The following is a 21,098-nucleotide window of genomic DNA, read 5'->3' on the forward strand; positions in this document are numbered from 1 at the left end:
CTCCATCGAAAGGAAAGCATGTTCGGATACATCTATAAGAAAGATGTCGCCATTATCGCGGTTGTCCTGTGTCTTTGTCTGGGCGTGGGCAGTTTCTTCGATTATCAGATCTCGAGCGCGCTGTTCAATATCGGCAGCATGTACGGTCGCTTTATCGAGGCGGCCGGCGAGCTGCCGTTTGAGCTGACGGCGAGCATCGCAGGCGTTATGCTCGTGCGCGCGGTGCGTCCCGATTCCAGGGGGAGCAAATGGCTCGCTGTGCTCGGCATCCTCGTCAACGTTGGCCTGACCGGCTACGAGATCGTTTCGTCCCTGAGGGTTGGCGGCAAACTCATCGCGGCTCAGTTGGTGCTGACGTTTGTGCTGGTCATCGTCGCCAACCTTATCGTCTATCGCCTCACGCGCACGACCGAGCCCGACGAGCTCACACGCTGGGCGTTGATGGTGCTTGCCGTGTGGGTCGCTCAGGCCATCATCCTCAACGTGATCGTCAAGCCGCTGTGGTCGCGCCCGCGCATGCGCGTGATCGAGGTCACGCCGGGGCTCAATTTTCAGCCGTGGTGGGTGATCGGCAATCCCGACAAGTGGACCTATATCGCCGCCGGCGTAATCAAGGACGGCTTTAAGTCGTTCGCGAGCGGGCACACCGCGCATGCGGCGATGGGTCTTATGCTCGCCGGACTTCCCGCGGTGGCCTTTAAGGAAAAGCCCTCGCGCCGTCGGGTGGTCTTTTGGACGGCGGCTGTGGTCGCGGCGCTCGTCGCGCTTGGCCGCATCGTGATTGGAGCGCACTTTTTGAGTGACGTGAGCTGCGGTTTTGCTCTGGTACTGGCACTTGAGTGCCTTGCTGCGCGCATTGCCTATCCCAACGGCGTACAATAGCTCCGTTTGAATCATCTGGCCGATACCCGGTAAGAGAGGATTGCCATGCTCGCGTTCAACAACGATTATTCCCACGGCGCACACCCGGCGGTGCTGCAGGCGCTCGTCGACACCAATATGGAGCCGCAGCCCGGCTACGGTACCGATGCGCATACCGAGCGCGCTAAGCAACTTATCCGCGAGGCCTGCCAGGCCCCCGATGCCGACGTGTTTTTTCTGGTGGGCGGCACGCAGGCCAACGCGACGGTGATCGACATGCTGCTCGCGCCCTACGAGGGCGTCGTTGCTGCCGAGACCGGCCACGTCGCCTGCCACGAGGCGGGCGCCATCGAGTTTGGCGGCCACAAGGTGCTCACCATCCCCGGCTACGAGGGCAAGATGCACGCCGAGGACCTCGAGAACTATATCCAGGTGTTCTACGAAAACGAGAGCTACGAGCATACGGTGTTCCCGGGCGCCGTGTACGTGAGTCTATCGACCGAGTACGGCACGCTGTACTCCAAGGCCGAGCTCGCGGCGATTCACGCGGTGTGCCAGAAGCGCGAGATTCCGCTGTTTGTGGACGGTGCTCGCCTGGCCTATGCGCTGGCGGCCGATGAGTGCGACATTACCCTGCCCGAGCTGGCGCAGCTGTGCGACGTGTTCTACATCGGCGGCACCAAGTGCGGCGCGCTCTGCGGCGAGGCTGTGGTGTTCTGCGGCATGCACGCCCCGGCGCATCCCATTCCGCGTATTAAGCAGCATGGCGCGCTGCTTGCCAAGGGCCGCCTGACGGGTGTGCAGTTTGAGGCGCTCTTTACCGATGGCCTGTATTTTGAGATTGGTCGCCAGGCGATTGAGACCGCTCAGGCGCTGCGTCACGTGCTGCACGAGCACGGCTACCAGTTCTTCTTGGAGACGCCGACCAACCAGCAGTTCGTGATTCTGCCCAACGAGGACATGGCCCGCATTCGCGAGCATGCGGCGATTGAGTACTGGGAAAAGTACGACGAGACCCACACGGTGGTGCGTTTTTGCACCAGCTGGGCCACGACGCAGGAGGATATCGACGCGTTGGCGGCTGTCCTGTAGCCTGATGTAATGACGAGAGGCCGCCTTGCGCTGGGTTTGGCGCAAGGCGGCCTTTGCTTTTGAGGGAGAAGGGTTGTATGACCGAGATGTCCGAGCCGACGATTCGCCTGGCGACGCCCGATGATGCGCCGGCGTTGCTTGCCATCTATGAGCCGTATGTGCGCCAGACGGCGATTACCTGCGAATACGAGGTGCCGAGCGTTGAGGAGTTCGCCGGGCGCATCGAGCGTACGCTCAAGCGCTACCCGTATTTGGTGATGGAGCTGGACGGGCGTCCGGTGGGTTATGCCTATGCGAGTCCGCTTAACAGCCGCGAGGCGTACGACTGGTCGGTCGAGACATCAATCTACCTGGCGCGCGATGTACGCCACGGCGGGCTGGGCCGCAAGCTGCACGACGCGCTTAAGCAATGCCTGATCGCGATGGGCATCACCAACATGTGCGCGCTCATCGCCGTGCCGCACGATAAGGACGACGAGTATCTGACGCACAACAGCCAGGATTTCCATGCCCATATGGGATATCGCCTGGTGGGCGCTTTCGACCGTTGTGCCCAGAAGTTCGGTCGCTGGTACGACATGTGCTGGATGGAGCTGGTCCTGGCCGAGCGCGTCCCCAACCAACCCAAACCAACCTGGTTCCCCGACCTCCCCAAACCTACCATTTAGGGACAGGTTTATTTTGGCAGGTTAGCCGATGGGCTCGGTGTATTTGGCACGGTCGGTGCGCTGGATGCGCTTGGAGACATGGAGCGGTCGGCCGTCGGTGTCGTACACGTAGTCGGTGATCAGGATCAGCGCCTGCCCGCGCCCAACGTTGAGCAAAAACGCCTCGTTTTGCGAGGCATAGCACACCTCAAAGGTCTTATGTCCCTGTGCCGGTGCGCGATGGAACTCCTGTCGCAGCGTGGCGTAGAGCGAACCGTTGATATCGCGATCGATGAGTGCCTCAAAGCTCGGTGGTAGATAGGTGGTCTCCAGGCACAGCGGCGCATCGTCCAGATAACGCAGACGGACAAGTTTGACGAGCTTGCTGCCCACGGCGGCATCAAAGAACTTAGCTATGCTGCCGCCCGCCTTGGTAAAGCCCGAGTCCACGGTGCGCGTGGTGGGCTTCATGCCCTGGCCTTCGACCTGCTTGGTATAGCTCGAAAACACCAGGTTGTTCTCATGGAGCGCGGGCGTGTCGGCCACAAAGGCACCACGTCCGCGCTCGGTGCGAACCAGGCCCTCATCAACGAGCACCTTAAGGGCATGGCGCACGGTGCTGCGCGACAGCCCCGATTCGTCCATGAGTTCCATCTCGGACGGCAGCTTGTCTCCGCGCGCGTAGGTGCCGGCGGCGATGCGGTCGCGCAGCATGCCCGCCAAGCGCTCGTATTGGCTTAGTTTCTTTTTAGATGAGACGCTCATATTGCCAACCTATATCTAACTTGTATGCCTAACTAAGCAAGCATGTATTCAATACAAGAACAAAACTGCTGGTAACGAACAATCGAAAACCTTACCAGCAAAATTTCTAAGACAAATATAGCATACAACTAGTCGACATAACCAAAACATGTATGTAACTTGTATGCCATCGAGAGCATCAAACGAGAAGAAAGGCTGATGCACGATGACTACTCAGGAACAGGTTAAGGATGTCGTCTCCCAGGTTTTGGCTGACAAGGCTGACAAGGGCGGCATCAAGCGCGTCGTGTGGATTGGCGCTGGCGGATCCAACGGCGGCAACTATCCTGCCCAGTACTTTATGGAGCACGAGGCCACGCAGGTCGTGAGCTCCAGCTACACCAGCAACGAGTTCGTGCACGCAACCCCTGCCTACGTCAACGAGAACACCTTGGCCGTCGTCGTGTCCATGCGCGGCACCAAGGAGACCATCGTCGCCGCCCAGGTCGCCAAGGACCACGGCGCCAGCACCATCGCGATCTATGTCGACGAGTCCGGCCTCACCGAGGTCTGCGACCACAAGATTCAGTATGACAGCCTGGCCGTCGATGAGTCCTGCATGGGCCGTACCAACTCCGCCGTCGTGACCATGATCGCCATGGAGCTTACGCAGCAGACCGAGGGCTATGCCGAGTACGAGACCGCTATGGCCGCGTTCGACTTGGTCGACCCCATCTATCGCAAGGCCGTCGAGTACACCCGTCCGCTCGCTGCCAAGTGGGCCGAGCAGAACGCTGACAAGCCCTGCATCAACGTCATGGCCCAGGGCCCGCTCTTTGGTGCCGCCTACGTCTTTAGCATCTGCAACGTGCAGGAGATGCTGCAGATCGACTCCTGCACCATCAACACCTGCGACTTCTTCCACGGCCCCTTCGAGATCCTGGACAAGCGCACCTCGCTGTTCCAGCTCATCAGCGTCGGCCGCAGCCGCTGCAACGACGAGCGCGGCATCCGCTTCGTCAACCAGTACGGTGGCGAGCGCGTCTATCAGCTCGACGCCAAGGAGCTCGGCCTCAACGACATCAAGGACAGCGTGAGCGAGTACTTCAACCACCTGATCTTTGCCCCGATCCTCAACAACGTGTATATGCGCGCGCTCTCCGCCGTCACCCACAAGGACTACATGACGCGCCGCTACATGTGGAAGCTCGACTACTAGGGGATAGAGCGGCCTAACAGCTCGATGTCCTCATAAGTTGCGGTGGAATAGTTCCTGTTTGGGGGCTTGAAGCCTCTATTTGGGAACTAGTCCACCGCAACCGCCAAGTAATCCGCTGAGGACGGAGGAAAACGGATCACTTTCCCGCTCGCCGATTTGTGTCTTGAAAAATGTATATAACGACTATAACGTAGTACGAAACATATTGGAAACAATACCGAGGAGGCTGCGTTGAAGAAGAGCAATCTGGGCTATGTGCTGGTGCTGATCGCCGCGCTTATGTGGGGCAGCATCGGAATCTTTGTAAACGGCATCTCGGCCATGGGCGTTTCGTCCCAGAGCATGGCTGCCTTTCGCTTGTTGGTCGGAGCGCTTATCTTGGCGCCGGTCCTGATGTTTATGGGCTGCCGTCCGGGTGAGGGGTCTACCGTGGCTCAGGGTCCGCTGGCCCTGTTCAAGGCAAGCCCTAAAGAGCTTGTTCCCTGTGCGCTTGTCGGCATCGTCGGTTTGGCCGCCGCCAACACCTGCTATTACGAGTGCATGGGCGAGGTGGGCATGTCCACGGCCTCGGTGCTGCTCTACACCTCGCCGGTGTTTGGCGTCATGCTCGGCCGCGTGCTTTATCGCGAGGACGTGACCCCCAACAAGCTCGTTGCCATTGTCTTTAACATCGTAGGCTGCGTGCTTGCAGTGACCAATGGCGACCTTTCCGGTTTTCATTTTTCGGTTTGGGGCGTCACGTCGGGCGTGATTGCAGGCCTTTGTGGTGCGTCGCTCGCGGTGTTTAGCCGAATAGCAACCAAGACGGTCCACCCGCTGGCTGTCACGTTTTGGGGCTTTGTTTTTGGCGGTGCGGTTATGGCAGCTATCGCGGCTCCGTGGCCGGATGTCGCCGCGGCAATGTCGCCACAGCTGCTGCTGCTGTTCCTTGGCTTTGGACTCATCCCCACAGCCGTTGCTTACATCTTATATATGCAGGGTCTGTCCATGGGGCTCGAGACATCGAAAGTTCCCGTCGTAATGTCTTTCGAGACGGTTGTCACCGTACTGGTGGGCATTGGTGTCTACGCCGAGCCCGCCGGCGCGATTAAAGTCCTGGGCATCGTGCTGGTGCTCGCGTCCATCCTGATTATGAACACCGACTTCTCCAAGCTGCGCAACAGCGCCTTTGTCGGCCATATCGTTGAGAGTATGACCTTTAAGCCCAACGCGTGGTGGACCGAAAAATCTCAGGACATGGATCTGTTTAAGGAACGCACCGGCATTGCGCTGGAACCCACCGTACAGGAAAGCCCCTGGTACTTCGTGCGATAGGGGATTGCGCGCAGGGTCTGACCTGGGGTTATCCAGCTAGCGCCGGCCTACCCAGCCCAACGTTTCGAGTACGTTAAACCCGTCAACGGTCGATTTTCACCCGCGAACGGTCTTTATACTAATTAGCAATATAAGCAACGTATAAGACGTTATAATGACCATAACGAAAAGGAGGAGGCAAGATGAATCAGATCATTCTCGCATCTCATGGCGGCCTGGCCGCAGGCGCCAAAGACACGCTCGAGATGGTTCTCGGCGACGTGTCGAACGTCCACGTCGTGTCGCTTGCTCGTGACGACAAGGAGCCCATCACCAATAAGGTTGAGGCTATGATCGCCACGTTCAACGCGGACGACACCGTCTATGTGCTGACCGATATGCTCGGCAGCTCGGTCAACAACAACATGGTCGAGCTTTCCAAGAACGGCACGAAGTTCACGGTTGTCAGCGGTTTCAACATTCCGTTGGCACTGACGCTCGCTATGAGCCCCGTCCCCGTCAAGGGCGCCGAGCTCGCGGCCCTCATCAACGAGGCCCGCACCGGTCTGACCAACCCCAACGCACCGGTCGAGGCCGCCGCGGCTCCCGCCAAGAAGGCCAAGGCGTCCCGTCACAGCTCCGGTCCCGCCAAGATCGTCCTCGCACGTCTTGACTACCGTCTGCTGCACGGCCAGGTCGTCTTTACCTGGACCACCAAGGTTCAGGCCGAGCGCATCATCGTCGTCGACAACGCTGCCGCCAACGATGACATCAAGAAGGGCGCTCTTAAGCTGGCCAAGCCCCAGGGCGTGCGCCTGAACGTCTTCACCGTCGAGCGTGCCCTCGCCAAGATGGACAAGCTCAACACCCTCGGCGAGCGCGTCATGTTCGTCTTTGGCAACACTGCCGAGATGCTGCAGTTCTGCCAGGGCTACAAGCTCGACGCCATCAACCTGGGCGCCACCGCCAACCACGACGGTGCCGATCAGGTCGGCGGCAAGGACAGCTCCGTCTTCCTCGACGCCAACCAGAAGGCCGACGTCAACCAACTGCTCGACATGGGCATCAAGCTCTACGTCCAGCAGACCCCTACGTATCAGAGCGTCGACATCGACGCCAAGCTGTAATCAACCAGGCTTTTGCCTGACTGAAAGGAGAAGGGTATGAATACGTTCATCAGTGCGGTGCTCGTCGGCCTCGTCGGCGTGTTCTGCATGTGGGACTCCCGCCTGCTCGGTCGTCTTAACTTCGAGCAGCCCCTCGTTGGCGCTACGCTCGTCGGTCTGCTGCTGGGCGATGTGCCCACCGGCCTTGCCGTCGGTGCCGCCGTCGAGCTCGTGTCCATGGGCCTGGTGCAGGTCGGCGCCGCCGTTCCGCCCGATATGGTCCTGGGCGGCATCGTGGCCGCTGCCTTTGCGTGCCTGACCGATGCTTCCGCCGAGACCGCCATGACGATCGCCATCCCGGTCGCCGTCCTGGGTCAGCTTCTCGGCATCGTGTTCCGTTCCATCATCGCCGCCCTCACCCATGTGGCAGATAGCGCGATCGATAACGGAAAGTTCAAGACCGCCTACCGTATGCACATCTGCGCCGGCTCCGGTCTGTACGCCGTCATGTACTTCCTGCCGATCTTCCTCGCCGTTTTTGTTGGCACCGACCTGGTTCAGGCCATCGTCAACATGGTTCCCGAGTGGCTGTCCACTGGTCTTAACGTTTCGACCAAGATCATGACCGCCTACGGCTTGGCCCTGCTGCTCACCATGATGATCAAGAAGGGTATGACTCCGTTCCTGTTCATCGGTTTCCTGCTCGCCGCTTACCTCAACCTGTCCGTCATCGCGGTCGCTCTGATCGGTGTGTGCCTGGCTGTCGTCTTCATGGGCTTCAAGTTCAACGGTTCCCATGCAGCCGCCGGTGTTGATTCCGACTACGATCCGCTCGAAGACGACGAAGACTAAGGAGGAACACACTATGGCAACCGCAACCAAGGACGTGTCCCTGAACAAGAAGGTCAGCCAGTTCTTCTGGCGCTCCTGGGCCATCCAGGCCTCTTGGAACTACGAGCGTCAGATGAACATGGGCTTCCTCTACGGCATGGTTCCCACGCTCGATCGCCTCTATCCGGATGAGTCCGACCCCAAGCAGCTCGCTGCGAAGAAAGAGGCTTACCACCGTCACATGGCGTTCTACAACTGCACCCCGCAGACGAGCGCTTTCATCCTGGGCCTCTCCGCCTCCATGGAGGAGGAGTACGCCAAGGATCCCGAGAACTTCGATCCCGATTCGATCAACGCGGTCAAGACCTCCCTCATGGGTCCGCTTTCCGGCATCGGTGACTCCTTCTTCCAGGGCACCATCCGCGTTATCGCCTTTGGCCTGGGCGTTCAGCTGGCTCAGCAGGGCTCCATCATGGGCCCGATCCTGGCCATCCTCATCTCCATCGTCCCCTCTGTGCTGATCACCTGGTTCGCAGCCAAGATGGGCTATCAGGGCGGCCACGAGTACCTGAGCAAGCTTCAGGGCGGCGACCTCATGGAAAAGCTCATGTATGTCTGCGGCATCGTGGGTCTTATGTCCGTGGGCGGCATGATCGCTACGCTGATTGGCGCCACCACCCCGCTGCAGTTCGCTGAGGGCACCGTCGTTATCCAGGACATCCTGGACGGCATGATGCCCCAGATGATCTCCCTTGGCCTCACTGGCCTTATGTACTGGCTCATCAAGAAGAACGTCAACACCGGTTGGCTTCTCGTGATCGCCATCGTGGGCGGCATCGCCCTCTCCGCGGCCGGCATTCTGGCCTAGTCGCGACCAAGCGCCTAACCGCTTTCCCCCGGGGGCCTGCCTGGCATCCCATACCCCAGGCAGGCTTCCATCCCCAAAATGCGACAATGGGACAGTCCCCTTGTCGCATCCTCAACGGACCGGCGACTCGGTCCAAACCACGGTAACCCTGCGAGCGCCCGGCAATGTGGCGCCGCAAAAATCGAAAGGAATGTGTCAGATGTACGAGATCGACCTTAACCTCCCTAAGCAGATCGTCGCTGACGTCCTGTCCAACCACGAGATCCACAGTGTCGCCTTCGTCGGCTGCGGTGCTTCCATGTCCGACCTGTACCCCGCCAAGTACTTCCTGGCCAACAACACGGACAAGCTGAACGTTCAGATCTTCACCGCTAACGAGTTCAACTACGACACGCCTTCCTGGGTCAACGAGCACACCTTCGTGATCACCTGCTCCCTCGGTGGCTCCACGCCCGAGACCGTCGAGGCCAACAAGACCGCCAAGAAGCACAACTGCCCGGTCGTCTCCCTCACCAACAAGGCTGGCTCCGCTCTGACCGTCGACGCTGACTACGTCATCGTTCACGGCTTCCACGCCAACTTCGCTGCCAAGTGCGAGAAGCCCGGCTATGCCATCGCTCTTGCTCTCGAGATCCTTCAGCAGACCGAGGGCTATGACAAGTACGACGACATGATCACCGGCCTCACCAACGTCTTCGATCTCTGCGAGAACGCTGCTCAGTCCTGCAAGAAGCTCGCCAAGAAGTTCGCTGAGGACTTCAAGGACGACAAGATGATTTACTTCATGGCCTCTGGTGCCTCCGAGAAGATGGCTTACTCTCACGCCGCCTTCCTGTTCACCGAGATGCAGTGGATCGACGCCGCCGCCTACAACACCGGCGAGTACTTCCACGGCCCGTTCGAGGTTTCCACCGAGGGTAAGCCCTACGTCTTCTTCATGTCCGATGGCGCTACCCGTCCGATGGACGCCCGCGCCCTCACCTTCCTTGAGCGCATGGGCGCCAAGGTCGCTCTGATCGACTCCAAGGACTACGGCCTGGCTGACGCCGTGCCCGCGAGCGTCGTCACCTACTTCAACCCGCTGCTGCACCTCGCCGTTATGCGCGAGTACGGCAACCAGATCGCCGAGGCCCGTCAGCACCCGCTGACCATGCGCCGCTACATGTGGAAGCTTTCCTACTAATCACAAGTAAGTAGACCTTACGGGTTGATTGAGAGGGGATGGGGTTTGCGCCCCGTCCCCTTTTTTGCTCTGGGGAGGGCGTGTCTGTCGCGTCGCAAATCCCAGATAAAACCTACCAAAATAAACCTGTCCCTTTTTGGCAGGTGGGAGGAGATGCGTATGATCAAGGCAGTGCTGTTTGACATGGACGGCGTGCTGGTCGATACCGAGTGGTTCTACAACCGTCGTCGCGTGGCGTTTATGGAAGAGAAGGGCTTTCACTTTGACGAGATCCCCGATCTTTCGGGGTCTAACGAGCCCGCCATTTGGAAGTCGCTGGTACCTGACGATGTTGAGCTGCGCGAGCGCCTGCGCGTGGAGTACAAGCAGGTCTATAGCCCGGACCATCCCGTTCCGTATGCCGAGCTGCTCAACGAGCAGACGGAGCCGGTGATGCGCGCACTGCACGAGCGCGGCGTGAAGTGTGCCATCGCGAGCTCGTCCTATCGCGAGTTGATCGACGAGCTGGTGGGGATTGCCGGTATCGCCGACGTGCTGGACTACACCATCAGCGGTCACGAGTGCAGTGCGTTTAAGCCCGACCCCGAGATCTACCTGCGTGCCATGGAGGCGCTGGGTGTGGAGCCTACCGAGTGCCTGGTTATCGAGGACTCGCCTTTGGGCATCGAGGCTGGCAAACGTTCCGGCGCCCGCGTCCTGGCACTGCGCCCGCACGAGGGCGTCAACCTCGATCAATCGCGAGCCGATGCCGTTATTGATAATCTGACCGACATTTTGGCCGCTTTGTAGCGTCAATCCGCCGCGAGAAGCACTGATTCACGTGTCTTTTGCTGCGGATTGGCTTAATTTGTCATCTATTTGGATCCGTTTGGCTTCGATTCGAACTAAGTGAGTAGACTTTTTGGCGCAGGTCGAGCACAAGGCGTATCTGCCTTAGTAAAACCGCAGGTCACAGAGGTGACAGTTTTTGGTGTGCTCGGCAGGTCACGAAAAGTCTACTCACTTGGAATTTGGGCCATTGGTCGCGGGCTTGCTTTTCCCGTTTTGGTTGTCGAGAGAGGGTGAATTGAAGCGCCCCCGCACGCTCCATGCTACAATCGCGGGCATGCCCCACAACTATATCTGCCTTCGAAAGGAGCCTCCGTGGCGAACGCCATCGAACAGCTCACGGACCGCGTGCTCGTGCTCGGCCGCCTTACCATCGTCCGCCGCGCTATTACCGCCGTGGCGGTCACAATTTCTGCCGTCCTCCAGACATTTCTGATCCAGGCGTTCATTCAGCCCGCCGACCTGCTCCCGAGCGGTCTCACCGGCGTCGCGGTCCTACTCGATCGCGTTACCTCGCTGGGCGGCGTTCATATCGACATCTCGCTCGGCATGCTCGCGCTCAACATCCCCGTGGCGCTCCTATGCTGGAGCGGCATTAGCAAGCGCTTCGTCATCTTCTCGATGATGCAGGTCGTGCTCTCGTCGCTGTTTCTCAACGTCTTTCACTTCGCGCCGTTTTTGGGCGACAAGATCATGCTCATCATTTTTGGCGGCGTGGTCTCGGGTCTGGGCGCCGCCATCGCGCTTAAGTCCGGCGCATCCACCGGCGGCACCGATTTTATCGCGTTGTGGGTTTCCAACCACACGGGCAAGACCATCTGGGGCGTCATCTTTGGTTTCAACTGCTTTATCCTGGCGATCTTTGGCTTTATGTTTGGCTGGGACAACGCGGCGTACTCCATCGTGTTCCAGTTTATTTCGACCAAGACCATCGACAGTTTCTATCGTCGCTACGACCGTGTGACGTTGCAGATCACGACGCGCAAGGCAGACGAAGTCATGACCGCCTATGTTGACCATTTTCAGCACGGTATTAGCTGCGCCGAGGTCATCGGCGGATACAGCCGCGAAAAGATGTATTTGCTGCACGCCGTTGTCTCGACCTATGAGAGCCAGGACATTATCAAGCTAGTGTGCGACATTGATCCCGGCGCCGTGATCAATGTGTTCCACACGCTCAACTTTGTGGGCGGCTGGTGGGGCGGTCATGTCGACGAACCCATGCCCACGGCCGTACCCGATCCCGACAAGCCCGCACGCATGGCCAGCAGGCAGGCGCGCCTCAGCGAGCAGGACAGCCTACAGCAGGACGACGGCAAGTAGGGTATTGGCATTTGCCGGTCCTGCGCAACCCATCCGAACGAGCCCCTCGAAAGCCCCGTTGCTTTCGAGGGACTCTCGTTTGCCCAGATAAAACCTACCAAAATGAAGCTGTCGCTTTTTGGTAGGGAGGGTGTATCGTTTTATCAATATGAGGTAACATGAAACTAGACGTTATATACGTATTAGTTATTTCGATATTTCGATAAGAGTGATTAGATATGCCTACACCCAAAAATGCACCGCTTTACCAGCAGATTTACGACGAAATCAAGGATGCGATCGAGAAAGGTGTTTATGCACCCAAGGAGCGTATTCCGTCCGAGCTTGAGCTAGCCGAGCAGTACGAGGTGAGCCGCATCACGGTGCGCCGAGCCGTCGAGGAGCTGTGCTCCGATGGCTACCTGGTTAAGCAGCAGGGCCGTGGCACCTTTGTCTCCACGCCGCACATCAACCGCCAGTTTCACGCCTCGACGCTGCAGACGTTTACCACGCTGTGTGCCAACAACGGCATGAAGGCCGGTGCGCATGTGGTCGATCGCCAGATTGTTCCGGCGCGCCAAAACGAGATGGAGTTCTTTGGCCTGCAGAAGGATGCACTGCTGCTGCATATCAAGCGCGTGCGTACGGCCGACGGCGAGCCCATCTTTGAGGAGAACATCTTTGTGCCGTTTGACGCCTACCGTGAGCTTTTGACGGCCGATCTTGAGGACAAGTCGATTTTTGCCGAGGTCGAGCGTGTTGGCGGAACGCCGATTGTCTCGGTTGGCTACCGTACGGTCGAGGCCGTTCGAGCTAACGCCGAGCAGGCGGCCGAGCTGGGCATTGCTCCGCACGATCCGCTGCTCAACCTGCGTGCCGGCTTTACCGGTCCCGATGACGAGCCGGTTTTGATGGGTAAGCAGTACTACGTGGGATCGCGCTACGTTATGGTCATGTAAGTTACGCGGTTTTACCAAACCGCGTAACGGCTCGACGCTGCAAACGCCCCTAAGCGGCAATCTGACGTTCAATCGTCGGTCGCGTACCCAAAGTACGCTTCCCTCCTCTTTCACGTCACCTTGCTCGCTTAGGGGCGTTTTCGCTGACTTATGCTCAACCAGCGACGTTTGCGCGCTTGTCAAGAGATTAGCCGTTGGGAAAGTGTCCAAAAATCCCACGCTCGTTCCTTTTGGATTGCGTTGCCCGTGGCCGACGGCCGTGCGGCACCGGTCCGCGTGGCGGCGTATAATCGGCGGCAGATGACTTGGACGTTAGGAAACCATGACCGATAGCATGCAGCAGATGGCGCTCGACACGCTCGGCGCCTATTTTGGCTACACCTCGTTTCGCCCGGGGCAGGACCGCATGGTGGATGCGATTCTTGCAGGCCGCGATGCGCTGGGTGTTATGCCCACGGGCGCCGGCAAGTCCATTTGCTACCAGGTGCCCGCGCTCATGCTGCCCGGCATCACCTTTGTGGTGAGTCCGCTGCTGTCGCTTATGGAGGACCAGACCCGTGCGTTGCTCGCGGCGGGTGCGCGACCTAGCTATCTCAACTCCAGCCTTACCCCGGCCCAGCAAAACACCGTGCTCAAGCGGGCGCGTGAGGGCCGCTACCAGCTTATGTACGTGGCGCCCGAGCGCCTGCTCGAGCCGCGCTTTTTAGCCTTTGCGCAGGAGGCCGCGGTGGACGGCGGCATTGGCGTGCCGCTCGTGGCCATTGACGAGGCCCACTGCGTGAGCCAATGGGGCCAGGATTTCCGCCCCGCCTACCTGCAGATTCGCGAGTTTATCGGTTCGTTGCCGCGGCGTCCGATCGTGGCGGCCTTTACCGCCACGGCGACCGAGCGCGTGCGTGCGGACATTCAGCAGATGCTCGGCCTGCAAAACCCCGCGACCGTGGTGACGGGTTTTGATCGCAAGAACCTCTACTTTGGTTGCGAGGAGATGGGCGACAAGGCCAAGACCGCGTGGGTGCGCGACTATGTGATCGCGCATTCGAGCGAGAGCGGCATCGTGTATTGCTCGACCCGCAAGACGGTCGATGCGCTGGCCGCGGAGCTTGCCGAGGCACTGGGCCCCAGCGGCATTCGTGTGGGGCGCTACCATGCCGGCATGGGCAACGACGCCCGCCGCCAGAGCCAGCGTGCCTTTATCGACGACGACATCCAGGTGATGGTTGCCACCAACGCCTTTGGCATGGGCATCGACAAGCCCAACGTGCGTTACGTGATTCACAACAACGTGCCCGAGAGCATCGAGGCCTACTACCAGGAGGCGGGCCGCGCCGGCCGAGATGGCGACCCGGCCAGCTGCCATCTGCTGTGGAACGGTAACGATTTCCGCATGCGGCGCTTTTTGATCGACCGCGGCGATGCGGCCGACGAGGCGCTTGACGACGAGCAGCGCGCGTGGGCGCTCCAGAACCGTTATCGCCTGCTCAGCCAGATGGAGGGCTACTGCAATACCACCGGCTGCCTGCGCGAATACATGCTGCGCTACTTTGGCGACGAAGCCGCGGCCGAGCATGCGGTTGCGGCTGCTGCGGGCGGCACCACAGACGACGCCGAGGGCTGCGGCAACTGTAGCAACTGCCTCACGCAGTTCGAGGTCGAGGACGTCACCGACATGGCCCGCGCCGCCGTGCGCTATGTGGCCACGCGCCCTATGCGCTTTGGCAAGTCGCTGATCGCCGACGTGCTTCACGGCGGCAACACCGAGCGCATTCGCCAGATGCATCTGGACGAGGATCGCGGCTACGGCGAGCTGTCGAGCGAATCGGTCGGGCGCATCAAGGACATCATCGGCCAGCTGTGCGGGCGGGGCTACCTGGCCACCTCGCAGGGCCAGTATCCGGTCGTGGGTCTGGGCCCGCGTGCCGGCGAGGTCGAGGACGAGACGTTCGCCTTTACCGTTAAGCGTCGCGCGTCCAAGCGCAAGGCCTCGGCCCGTGCCCGCCGTGCGGTGGATTTGCTGCGCGAGGAGGCCGAGCTGGATCAGCGACCGCGCGTGGGCGACGACGCCGAGCTGTTTGAGCGCCTACGGGCACTCCGCAAGGAGATCTCGACCGAGCTGGAGATGGCGCCGTATATGGTCTTTTCCGACAAGGCCCTGCGCGGCCTGTGCCGCCTGCGTCCGCAGACGCGCGAGGAGCTGATCCAGGTCAACGGCATTGGCGAGAAAAAAGCCGACGCCTTTGGCGAGCAGTTTATGGCGGCGATTGAAGAATTTGAGTCCGAGCATGCGCGGGATGGAGTGTAACGATGGCATTCGACGATAAAACCGACCGCACTGACGTGCCCGCCGTGCCGCTGTACCAGCAGGTCATGGATGACCTAAAGGGCGAGATCGCGCGCGGCGTGTACCCCGCCGGCTCGCGCATCCCTGCCGAGATGGAGCTCGCGAAGTCCTACGGCGTGGGGCGCATCACCGTGCGCCGTGCCATCGAGGAGCTGTCGCGCGCGGGGTATCTCAACCGCCAGCAGGGGAGGGGCACGTTTGTGTGCGCCCCCAAGCTCAAGCGCAAGATTCGCCAGAAGGGTGACGTCCAGAGCTTTACTGAGGGTTGTGCTGCCAACGACATGGTGCCGGGTGCGCGTCTGGTGTCGCGCACGGTGGTCGCGGCGACGCACGAGGATGCGGCGTTCTTTGGCGTGGAGCCCGGCTGCGAGCTTATCGTGGTCGAGCGCGTGCGCACGGCCGACGGCATCCCCGTCATGCTCGAGAACAACGCCTTTGTGCTTGCCGACCATCCCTACCTGCAGACGCTGGCCGACGAGGACCTCACCGATAACTCAATCTTTGCGCTCGTTGCCGAGCATTCGGGTCGCGCGCCGCTCAAGTCCGACCCCTGCACCGTGGAGATTGCGCTTGCCGATACTCAGACGGCCCCGCTGCTGGAGGTGCCGGTCGGCGAGCCTCTCTTCTATATGGAGGCCTACTTTACCGACGCCGGCGGGCGCCCTCTACTGCTCGGCCGCCAAAAGATCGTGGGCTCGCGCTACGTCTTCGACATCTAACGTCCACAGATAGAACAACATAGAACAAATTTGCTGAGATGACTTCACGGGCGTTGTTACACGTGCTATAAATAGGACAACATAGAACGACAGCAGGTACGAGCTGTCGTCGTTCAAAGCCGCCCCACAAGGAGGAGCATCAGCATGAACGCACATGATCTGGTTCAGGAAATCATCGAGCGCAAGGGCAAGATCGAGAACGTCTTTTGGATCGCTTGCGGCGGTTCGATGATCGATCTCATGCCGGCCAACGAGCTGCTCAAGCGTGAGGCCACCACGTTTACCTCGACGGTCTACACGGCACGCGAGTTTTGCCTGATGGCTCCCAAGAGTCTTGGCGAGAAGTCGCTCGTCATCGCCTGCAGCCACAGCGGCAACACGCAGGAGGTCGTCGACGGCTGCGAGATGGCGCTGGCCGCCGGTGCCGAGGTCATTGCCCTCACTGACTGCGAGGGCTCCAAGATCGATAACGGCAAGTGGACCACCTGGGTCTATCCGTGGGGCGAAGGCGTGCCGCAGGCCGAGGTACCGCAGGGCATTGGCGCTCTGATCGCCGCCGAGTTGCTCGACCAGCAGGAGGGTTACGAGGCGCTTGCCGACATGTATGCCGGCCTCAAGCAGATGGATGCGCTGCTGCCCGCCGCCCGTGAGAAGGTCAACGCCGAGCTGGGCGCCCGCTTTGCCGAGCTCTGCCAGCAGCACAAGTTCTTCTATATCCTGGGCTCCGGCCCCAACTTTAGCCAGACCTATGCCATGGCCATCTGCTCGCTCATGGAGATGCAGTGGCAGCACTGCTGCTACATCCACTCCGGCGAGTACTTCCATGGCCCGTTCGAAGCCACCGAGCCCGGCGTGTTCTACTTTGTGCAGCTCGGATCGGGCGAGTGCCGCCCCATGGAGGAGCGCGCTCTTGCGTTCCTCAACACGCACACCGATACAGTCATGGTGCTCGATGCGCTCGAGTACGGCGTGGGTGAAGTGCCTGCCAGCGTGCGTTCGTACCTGGAGCCGATCTTCTTCTACGCGATGAGCTGCGAGCTGCGTGCCGCCCGCGGCAAGGTGTTCGACCACAGCCCCGAGATTCGTCGCTACATGGGCATCGAGCAGTACTAGGTACCGGGAAAAGCATTCACCTTCGATTCGCAAGCGAACAGCGTGCGTAAAAAGCGGGCCGCGCCGGGGATTTCCGGTGCGGCCCGCTTAGTATCGCGCTTAGATTCGCAAGGTTGCGGTAGCCAGCGGCCTACTTTGCGTCGTAGGCCTCGGCGTCCCACCAGTCGAGCTGGGCGATGTTGTCGCGGATGTGCTGGCAGCTCTTGTGGAGGCCCTCGAGCTCGTGCTCGGACAGGTCCAGCGTGTAGACCTCCTCGACGCCCTCGGCACCGATCACGCACGGCAGGGAGGTGAAGATGCCCTCCTCGCCATACTGGCCGGTCATAAGCGTAGAGGCCGAAAGCACGGCATGCTCGTTGTGCAGCACGGCGGCGCAAACGCGCGCGGCGGAGTTGGCGACGGCGTACTCGGTGCACTGTTTGCCCTGGTAGGTTACGTAGCCGCCCTTGCGCGCGAGCTCCTCGACCTCCATGTGGTCAAAGGCGTACTTGTCGGGGTTCTCGGCCTGAAGCTCGTTAAGGCTCTTGCCGGCGATGGTTGCGGCCTTAAAGGCAGCCAGCTGGCTAAAGCCGTGCTCGCCGATCATGTAGGCGTCGACGGACTTGGGGCTTACGCCGACCTTCTTGGAGATCTCGGTGCGCAGGCGGGCGGAGTCCAGGCCGCAACCCGAGCCGATGATCTTCTTGGGATCGTAGCCGGTCAGGTGCCACAGCTCGGTGCACACGACGTCGCAGGGGTTGGAGATGCTCACGAAGATGCCGTCGAAGCCGGCGTCGACGATGCGCTTGGCAAAGGAGCGGGCGGCGTCGGTGGTAAAGAACAGCTCGCCGTCGCGGTTGCCGGCGGCCAGCGCGACCTTGCCGGCGGCGTTGACGATGACGTCGCAGCAGGCAAGCTCCTCGTAGTGGTCGTAGCAGTTGACGATCTTGGTGTTGTACGGGACAAACGAAAGGGAGTCGCGCAGGTCCTGGACCTCGGACGTCACCTTGGCCTGGTTGATATCGCACAGGTACAGCTCATCGGCAATGCCCTGCATGAGCAGACTGTTGGCAACATGTGCTCCTACGTGGCCCTGGCCGACCACACCGATCTTACGCGTCTGGTACATATATGTATCCTTTCGGCCGAGTTTTTCGCGTCGAACCATTGTAGCGTCCTGCTGCCACTTTGCTAGGCTAAAGCGCCATAGATTTTTGGGCATGCCTTAATCTCTACTTTTGGAGTGATTTGGGCCGCTGACGGCATCGCCGGGCGATGTACTCGCGCGGATGGGGCCGGTCGTTGTACCATAACTGCAACTGACTCGTAAGGAGCATCCATGCCCATTCGCATCCCCGACGCCCTCCCTGCCGCCGCGCAGCTCGAGAGCGAGAACATCTTTGTCATGACCGAGTACCGCGCGCTGCACCAGGACATCCGTCCGCTGCGCGTGCTCATCCTCAACCTCATGCCCACCAAGATTGCCACCGAGACGCAGATCATGCGCAAGCTCTCCAACACGCCGCTGCAGGTGGAGGTGGACCTGCTGCGCACCAAGACGCACGAGGCCACGCACGTGAGCGCCGGCCACCTGGAGACGTTCTACCGCACGTTCGACGACATCCGCGACATCCACTACGACGGCCTGATCATCACGGGCGCGCCGGTGGAGCAGATGCCGTTCGAGGAGGTCGACTACTGGCCCGAGCTCTGCCAGATCATGGATTGGTCCACCACGCACGTGCACTCTACGCTGCACATTTGTTGGGGCGCACAGGCCGGTCTGTACCATCATTACGGTATCCAGAAGTATGACCTGCCGGCAAAGGCGAGTGGCGTGTTCGAGCATTATCTGGTGAAGCCGCAAAGCCCGCTGGTCCGCGGCTTTGACGACCGTTTCTATGCCGTGCATTCGCGTAACACCGATGTGCGCCGCGAGGACGTGGAGGCCGAGCCGCAGCTTGAGGTCGTGGCCGTGTCCGACGAGGTGGGCCTGTACATCGTCAAGTCGACCGACAGCCGTCGCTTCTTTGTCTTTGGCCACCCCGAGTACGATACCGACACGTTGCGCCTGGAGTACGAGCGCGACGTGAAGCGCGGCCTCAACCCTCAGGTGCCGGTGCATTACTTCCCGGGTGACGACCCCGCCGCCGAGCCGCGCAACGTCTGGCGCAGCCAGGCTCAGCTGTTCTACACCAACTGGCTCAACTACTATGTCTATCAGACCACGCCCTACGACCTGGCCCGCGCCGGCGAGGAGCACTAGACCGTCGGGAAGTGCGCCAGCCGTTAGGCGCTGATGATGTGGGGTAGCGGCAGGTCGTGGGCGTCGGTGGGGATGTGGTCGACACGCTGCTCGTCAAAGGCGATGCCGATGATTTGACATGCAGGCGAGAGCATGGGCAGGTAGCGGTCATAGCAGCCGCCTCCGTAGCCTAGGCGCGCGCCGGTTTGGTCGAAGGCCACGAGCGGCACAACAATCATGTCGAGTGCTTCGGCAGGCACGATAGGGAAGCGGTTGCTGTCGATGTTCGTAGCCGCAAAGGCCTGCGTGGGGTGGGCGATAAACGGAGCCGCGGACGCATCGTCGGCGGCAACTGCCCGCATACACATGCGCTGGCCACAAGCCACGGTGTCTGTTGCCGAGAGCATGCACGGATAGGCCACGCGCCAGCCGCGCGCGGCGGTCGCAGCGGCAAACGCGGCAGGGTCTGCCTCGGAACCCACCGCGGCATAGACGGCAACGGTGCGCGACACCGCGGCATCCAAGCGATCCGACAGCTCAACCAGCCGCGCACAGATAACGGCAGACTTTGCCGCCCGCACATCCAAATCAAGAGCATCGCGCCGAGCAATCACCGCCCGTCGCAACTCAGCCTTGTCCATCCCGGCCCTCTCTCCCAAACCTACCAAAAAGGGACAGGTTTATTTTGGCAGGTTTTATCTGGTCAAACGTCGAAGCCGCCACAAAGGCGCCCTGTGTGGCGGCTTCGACTCGACGTTGGCTTCACAGCGCCGCAGCGATCGCTTCAGTCACAAACTTATTGAGTGACTCACCCTTCTTTGCCGCTGCCAGCGCTGCTTGCTTATGGAGCTCAGAGCCCGTTCTTACGTTGAACGAGCCCTTAAAAGCCCGCTCGGGTTCCTTGCCCTTCTCGGCGCAAAACTCAAGGTAATCGTCGACGGCGTCGTGGAAGCATTGCTCCACTTCTTCAGCCGTGGAGCCTTCAAATACGATTGCGTCCCTAATGCCGGCGACCATACCTGTTAGCACATGCTGTTCGGCATTGAACTCGACCGGGGCGAAATAACCTTTGTATGCCAAAACGTTACTCATGACTACCTCCGACATCTTGCAGAAAGCGAACGATGTTTCGAATGGTCCCCGCTGTCAATTCGTCAGATGGATGAGGCGCGTGCATTACGAACATCCTGCCATCTGATGGCCTGTAGAAGCGAACGCGCGATCCGGATGTCTTGCCTTTGCTGTCCATTTCAAAGCCATATGAAGCCATGACTTTTAAAAAATCCGCATACCGATAAGTTGAAGGGCAGCTAAACAGTTGGGCGATGAGTTTATCGGATCGAGTCATCCCGCCTCACATTCTGCAACTATATTCTAGTTGCAATTTCAGGTCGTTGCAAGCACCTCTACTATAGAACATGTGTGCGTATAGAACAAGTGTTCGAATCACCACTGAGAATGGGGACAGGCATCTTTGTGGTGGTCTGTGCTGTGGAGTGGGCGTCTGCGGCAGTTCGTCTCGATCTGTAACAGTAACTCGGCAAAATTGGACCTAGATGTTACAGATTGAGACAAAGGGCCGGCGTCATCCGGAAACGTCTCGATTTGTAACATCTGGAGCCAATATTGCCGCCTTAGCGTTACAGATCGAGACAAATCGGCAGACTGCGGCAAAAGAAAAAGGTAGATTTGGGTATGTAAATATACTGGTTGAGTTCGTTAAATCAGTGGTTGGTGATACCACTTACCAGATTTGTTGAACAATTGG

General features: G+C 59.9%; 21 protein-coding genes. 16 read left to right on the forward strand and 5 right to left on the reverse strand.

Going from position 1 to position 21,098, the window contains the following annotated elements; genetic code table 11:
- The first annotated feature begins 18 nt into the window (after positions 1-18).
- The 3 genes from I2E45_RS06380 to I2E45_RS06390 all read left to right on the forward strand — a co-directional run bounded on the left by I2E45_RS06380 (position 19) and on the right by I2E45_RS06390 (position 2,621).
- A complete protein-coding gene (locus tag I2E45_RS06380) occupies positions 19-882 on the forward strand; it encodes a phosphatase PAP2 family protein (protein ID WP_195445090.1) in 864 nt (287 codons plus the stop codon).
- Between the two features lie 45 nt (positions 883-927).
- Positions 928-1,953 (forward strand): threonine aldolase family protein, encoded by a 1,026-nt coding sequence (locus I2E45_RS06385; RefSeq protein WP_195445091.1) that lies wholly within the window; start codon positions 928-930, stop codon positions 1,951-1,953.
- A gap of 77 nt (positions 1,954-2,030) precedes the next feature.
- Complete coding sequence (locus I2E45_RS06390) at positions 2,031-2,621, forward strand: GNAT family N-acetyltransferase (protein ID WP_195445092.1); 591 nt, start codon at positions 2,031-2,033, stop codon at positions 2,619-2,621.
- Positions 2,622-2,642: 21 nt separating this feature from the next.
- Here the strand turns inward: I2E45_RS06390 and I2E45_RS06395 are convergent, their stop codons facing one another.
- On the reverse strand, positions 2,643-3,365 hold the full coding sequence (locus I2E45_RS06395) for a GntR family transcriptional regulator (RefSeq protein ID WP_195445094.1): 723 nt from the start codon (positions 3,363-3,365) through the stop codon (positions 2,643-2,645).
- A 205-nt stretch (positions 3,366-3,570) separates the two neighbouring features.
- Between I2E45_RS06395 and I2E45_RS06400 the strand changes: the two genes are divergently transcribed.
- From I2E45_RS06400 to I2E45_RS06455, 12 genes are all read left to right on the forward strand, one after another.
- On the forward strand, positions 3,571-4,563 hold the full coding sequence (locus I2E45_RS06400; RefSeq protein WP_195445096.1) for an SIS domain-containing protein: 993 nt from the start codon (positions 3,571-3,573) through the stop codon (positions 4,561-4,563).
- A 231-nt stretch (positions 4,564-4,794) separates the two neighbouring features.
- Positions 4,795-5,877: a DMT family transporter gene (locus I2E45_RS06405; protein ID WP_117746782.1), complete on the forward strand. Its 1,083-nt coding sequence runs from the start codon at positions 4,795-4,797 to the stop codon at positions 5,875-5,877.
- Positions 5,878-6,059: 182 nt separating this feature from the next.
- A complete protein-coding gene (locus I2E45_RS06410; RefSeq protein ID WP_195445098.1) occupies positions 6,060-6,983 on the forward strand; it encodes a PTS mannose/fructose/sorbose transporter subunit IIAB in 924 nt (307 codons plus the stop codon).
- Positions 6,984-7,019: 36 nt separating this feature from the next.
- The gene (locus I2E45_RS06415; protein WP_006235136.1) at positions 7,020-7,814 is read left to right on the forward strand and encodes a PTS mannose/fructose/sorbose/N-acetylgalactosamine transporter subunit IIC; all 795 of its coding nucleotides are present in this window, start codon (positions 7,020-7,022) and stop codon (positions 7,812-7,814) included.
- Between the two features lie 13 nt (positions 7,815-7,827).
- Positions 7,828-8,661: a PTS system mannose/fructose/sorbose family transporter subunit IID gene (locus I2E45_RS06420; protein ID WP_195445101.1), complete on the forward strand. Its 834-nt coding sequence runs from the start codon at positions 7,828-7,830 to the stop codon at positions 8,659-8,661.
- A gap of 199 nt (positions 8,662-8,860) precedes the next feature.
- Positions 8,861-9,844, forward strand: coding sequence for an SIS domain-containing protein (locus I2E45_RS06425; RefSeq protein ID WP_229025861.1), 984 nt, complete (start codon positions 8,861-8,863; stop codon positions 9,842-9,844).
- A 159-nt stretch (positions 9,845-10,003) separates the two neighbouring features.
- The gene (locus tag I2E45_RS06430) at positions 10,004-10,633 is read left to right on the forward strand and encodes an HAD family hydrolase (protein WP_195445103.1); all 630 of its coding nucleotides are present in this window, start codon (positions 10,004-10,006) and stop codon (positions 10,631-10,633) included.
- A 354-nt stretch (positions 10,634-10,987) separates the two neighbouring features.
- The gene (locus tag I2E45_RS06435; RefSeq protein WP_195445105.1) at positions 10,988-11,995 is read left to right on the forward strand and encodes a YitT family protein; all 1,008 of its coding nucleotides are present in this window, start codon (positions 10,988-10,990) and stop codon (positions 11,993-11,995) included.
- Positions 11,996-12,213: 218 nt separating this feature from the next.
- Complete coding sequence (locus I2E45_RS06440; protein ID WP_195445107.1) at positions 12,214-12,933, forward strand: GntR family transcriptional regulator; 720 nt, start codon at positions 12,214-12,216, stop codon at positions 12,931-12,933.
- 322 nt (positions 12,934-13,255) lie between these two features.
- Positions 13,256-15,235 (forward strand): RecQ family ATP-dependent DNA helicase, encoded by a 1,980-nt coding sequence (locus I2E45_RS06445; RefSeq protein WP_195445109.1) that lies wholly within the window; start codon positions 13,256-13,258, stop codon positions 15,233-15,235.
- A 2-nt stretch (positions 15,236-15,237) separates the two neighbouring features.
- Positions 15,238-15,993, forward strand: a complete 756-nt coding sequence (locus tag I2E45_RS06450) for a GntR family transcriptional regulator (protein ID WP_035136787.1) — start codon at positions 15,238-15,240, stop codon at positions 15,991-15,993.
- Between the two features lie 144 nt (positions 15,994-16,137).
- On the forward strand, positions 16,138-17,106 hold the full coding sequence (locus I2E45_RS06455) for an SIS domain-containing protein (RefSeq protein WP_195445111.1): 969 nt from the start codon (positions 16,138-16,140) through the stop codon (positions 17,104-17,106).
- Positions 17,107-17,236: 130 nt separating this feature from the next.
- On the opposite strand, the gene I2E45_RS06460 is transcribed toward I2E45_RS06455, so the two are convergent.
- Positions 17,237-18,214 carry an L-lactate dehydrogenase gene (locus tag I2E45_RS06460; RefSeq protein WP_195445113.1) on the reverse strand — a complete coding sequence of 326 codons (978 nt, stop codon included), beginning with the start codon at positions 18,212-18,214 and terminating at the stop codon, positions 17,237-17,239.
- A 210-nt stretch (positions 18,215-18,424) separates the two neighbouring features.
- On the opposite strand from I2E45_RS06460, the gene metA reads away from it, so the two are divergent.
- Positions 18,425-19,351: a homoserine O-acetyltransferase MetA gene (gene metA / locus I2E45_RS06465; protein WP_195445115.1), complete on the forward strand. Its 927-nt coding sequence runs from the start codon at positions 18,425-18,427 to the stop codon at positions 19,349-19,351.
- Positions 19,352-19,374: 23 nt separating this feature from the next.
- On the opposite strand, the gene I2E45_RS06470 is transcribed toward metA, so the two are convergent.
- From I2E45_RS06470 to I2E45_RS10605, 3 genes are all read right to left on the reverse strand, one after another.
- Positions 19,375-19,971: a 5-formyltetrahydrofolate cyclo-ligase gene (locus I2E45_RS06470; RefSeq protein WP_195445117.1), complete on the reverse strand. Its 597-nt coding sequence runs from the start codon at positions 19,969-19,971 to the stop codon at positions 19,375-19,377.
- A 121-nt stretch (positions 19,972-20,092) separates the two neighbouring features.
- A complete protein-coding gene (locus I2E45_RS06475) occupies positions 20,093-20,422 on the reverse strand; it encodes a type II toxin-antitoxin system HicB family antitoxin (RefSeq protein ID WP_138374399.1) in 330 nt (109 codons plus the stop codon).
- Positions 20,415-20,678 carry a type II toxin-antitoxin system HicA family toxin gene (locus I2E45_RS10605; RefSeq protein ID WP_195445119.1) on the reverse strand — a complete coding sequence of 88 codons (264 nt, stop codon included), beginning with the start codon at positions 20,676-20,678 and terminating at the stop codon, positions 20,415-20,417. The genes I2E45_RS06475 and I2E45_RS10605 overlap by 8 nt, the downstream gene beginning before the upstream one ends.
- Positions 20,679-21,098: the final 420 nt, after the last annotated feature.

It is taken from the genome of Collinsella aerofaciens, from assembly GCF_015555045.1.
Taxonomy (GTDB): Bacteria; Actinomycetota; Coriobacteriia; order Coriobacteriales; family Coriobacteriaceae; genus Collinsella; species Collinsella aerofaciens_W.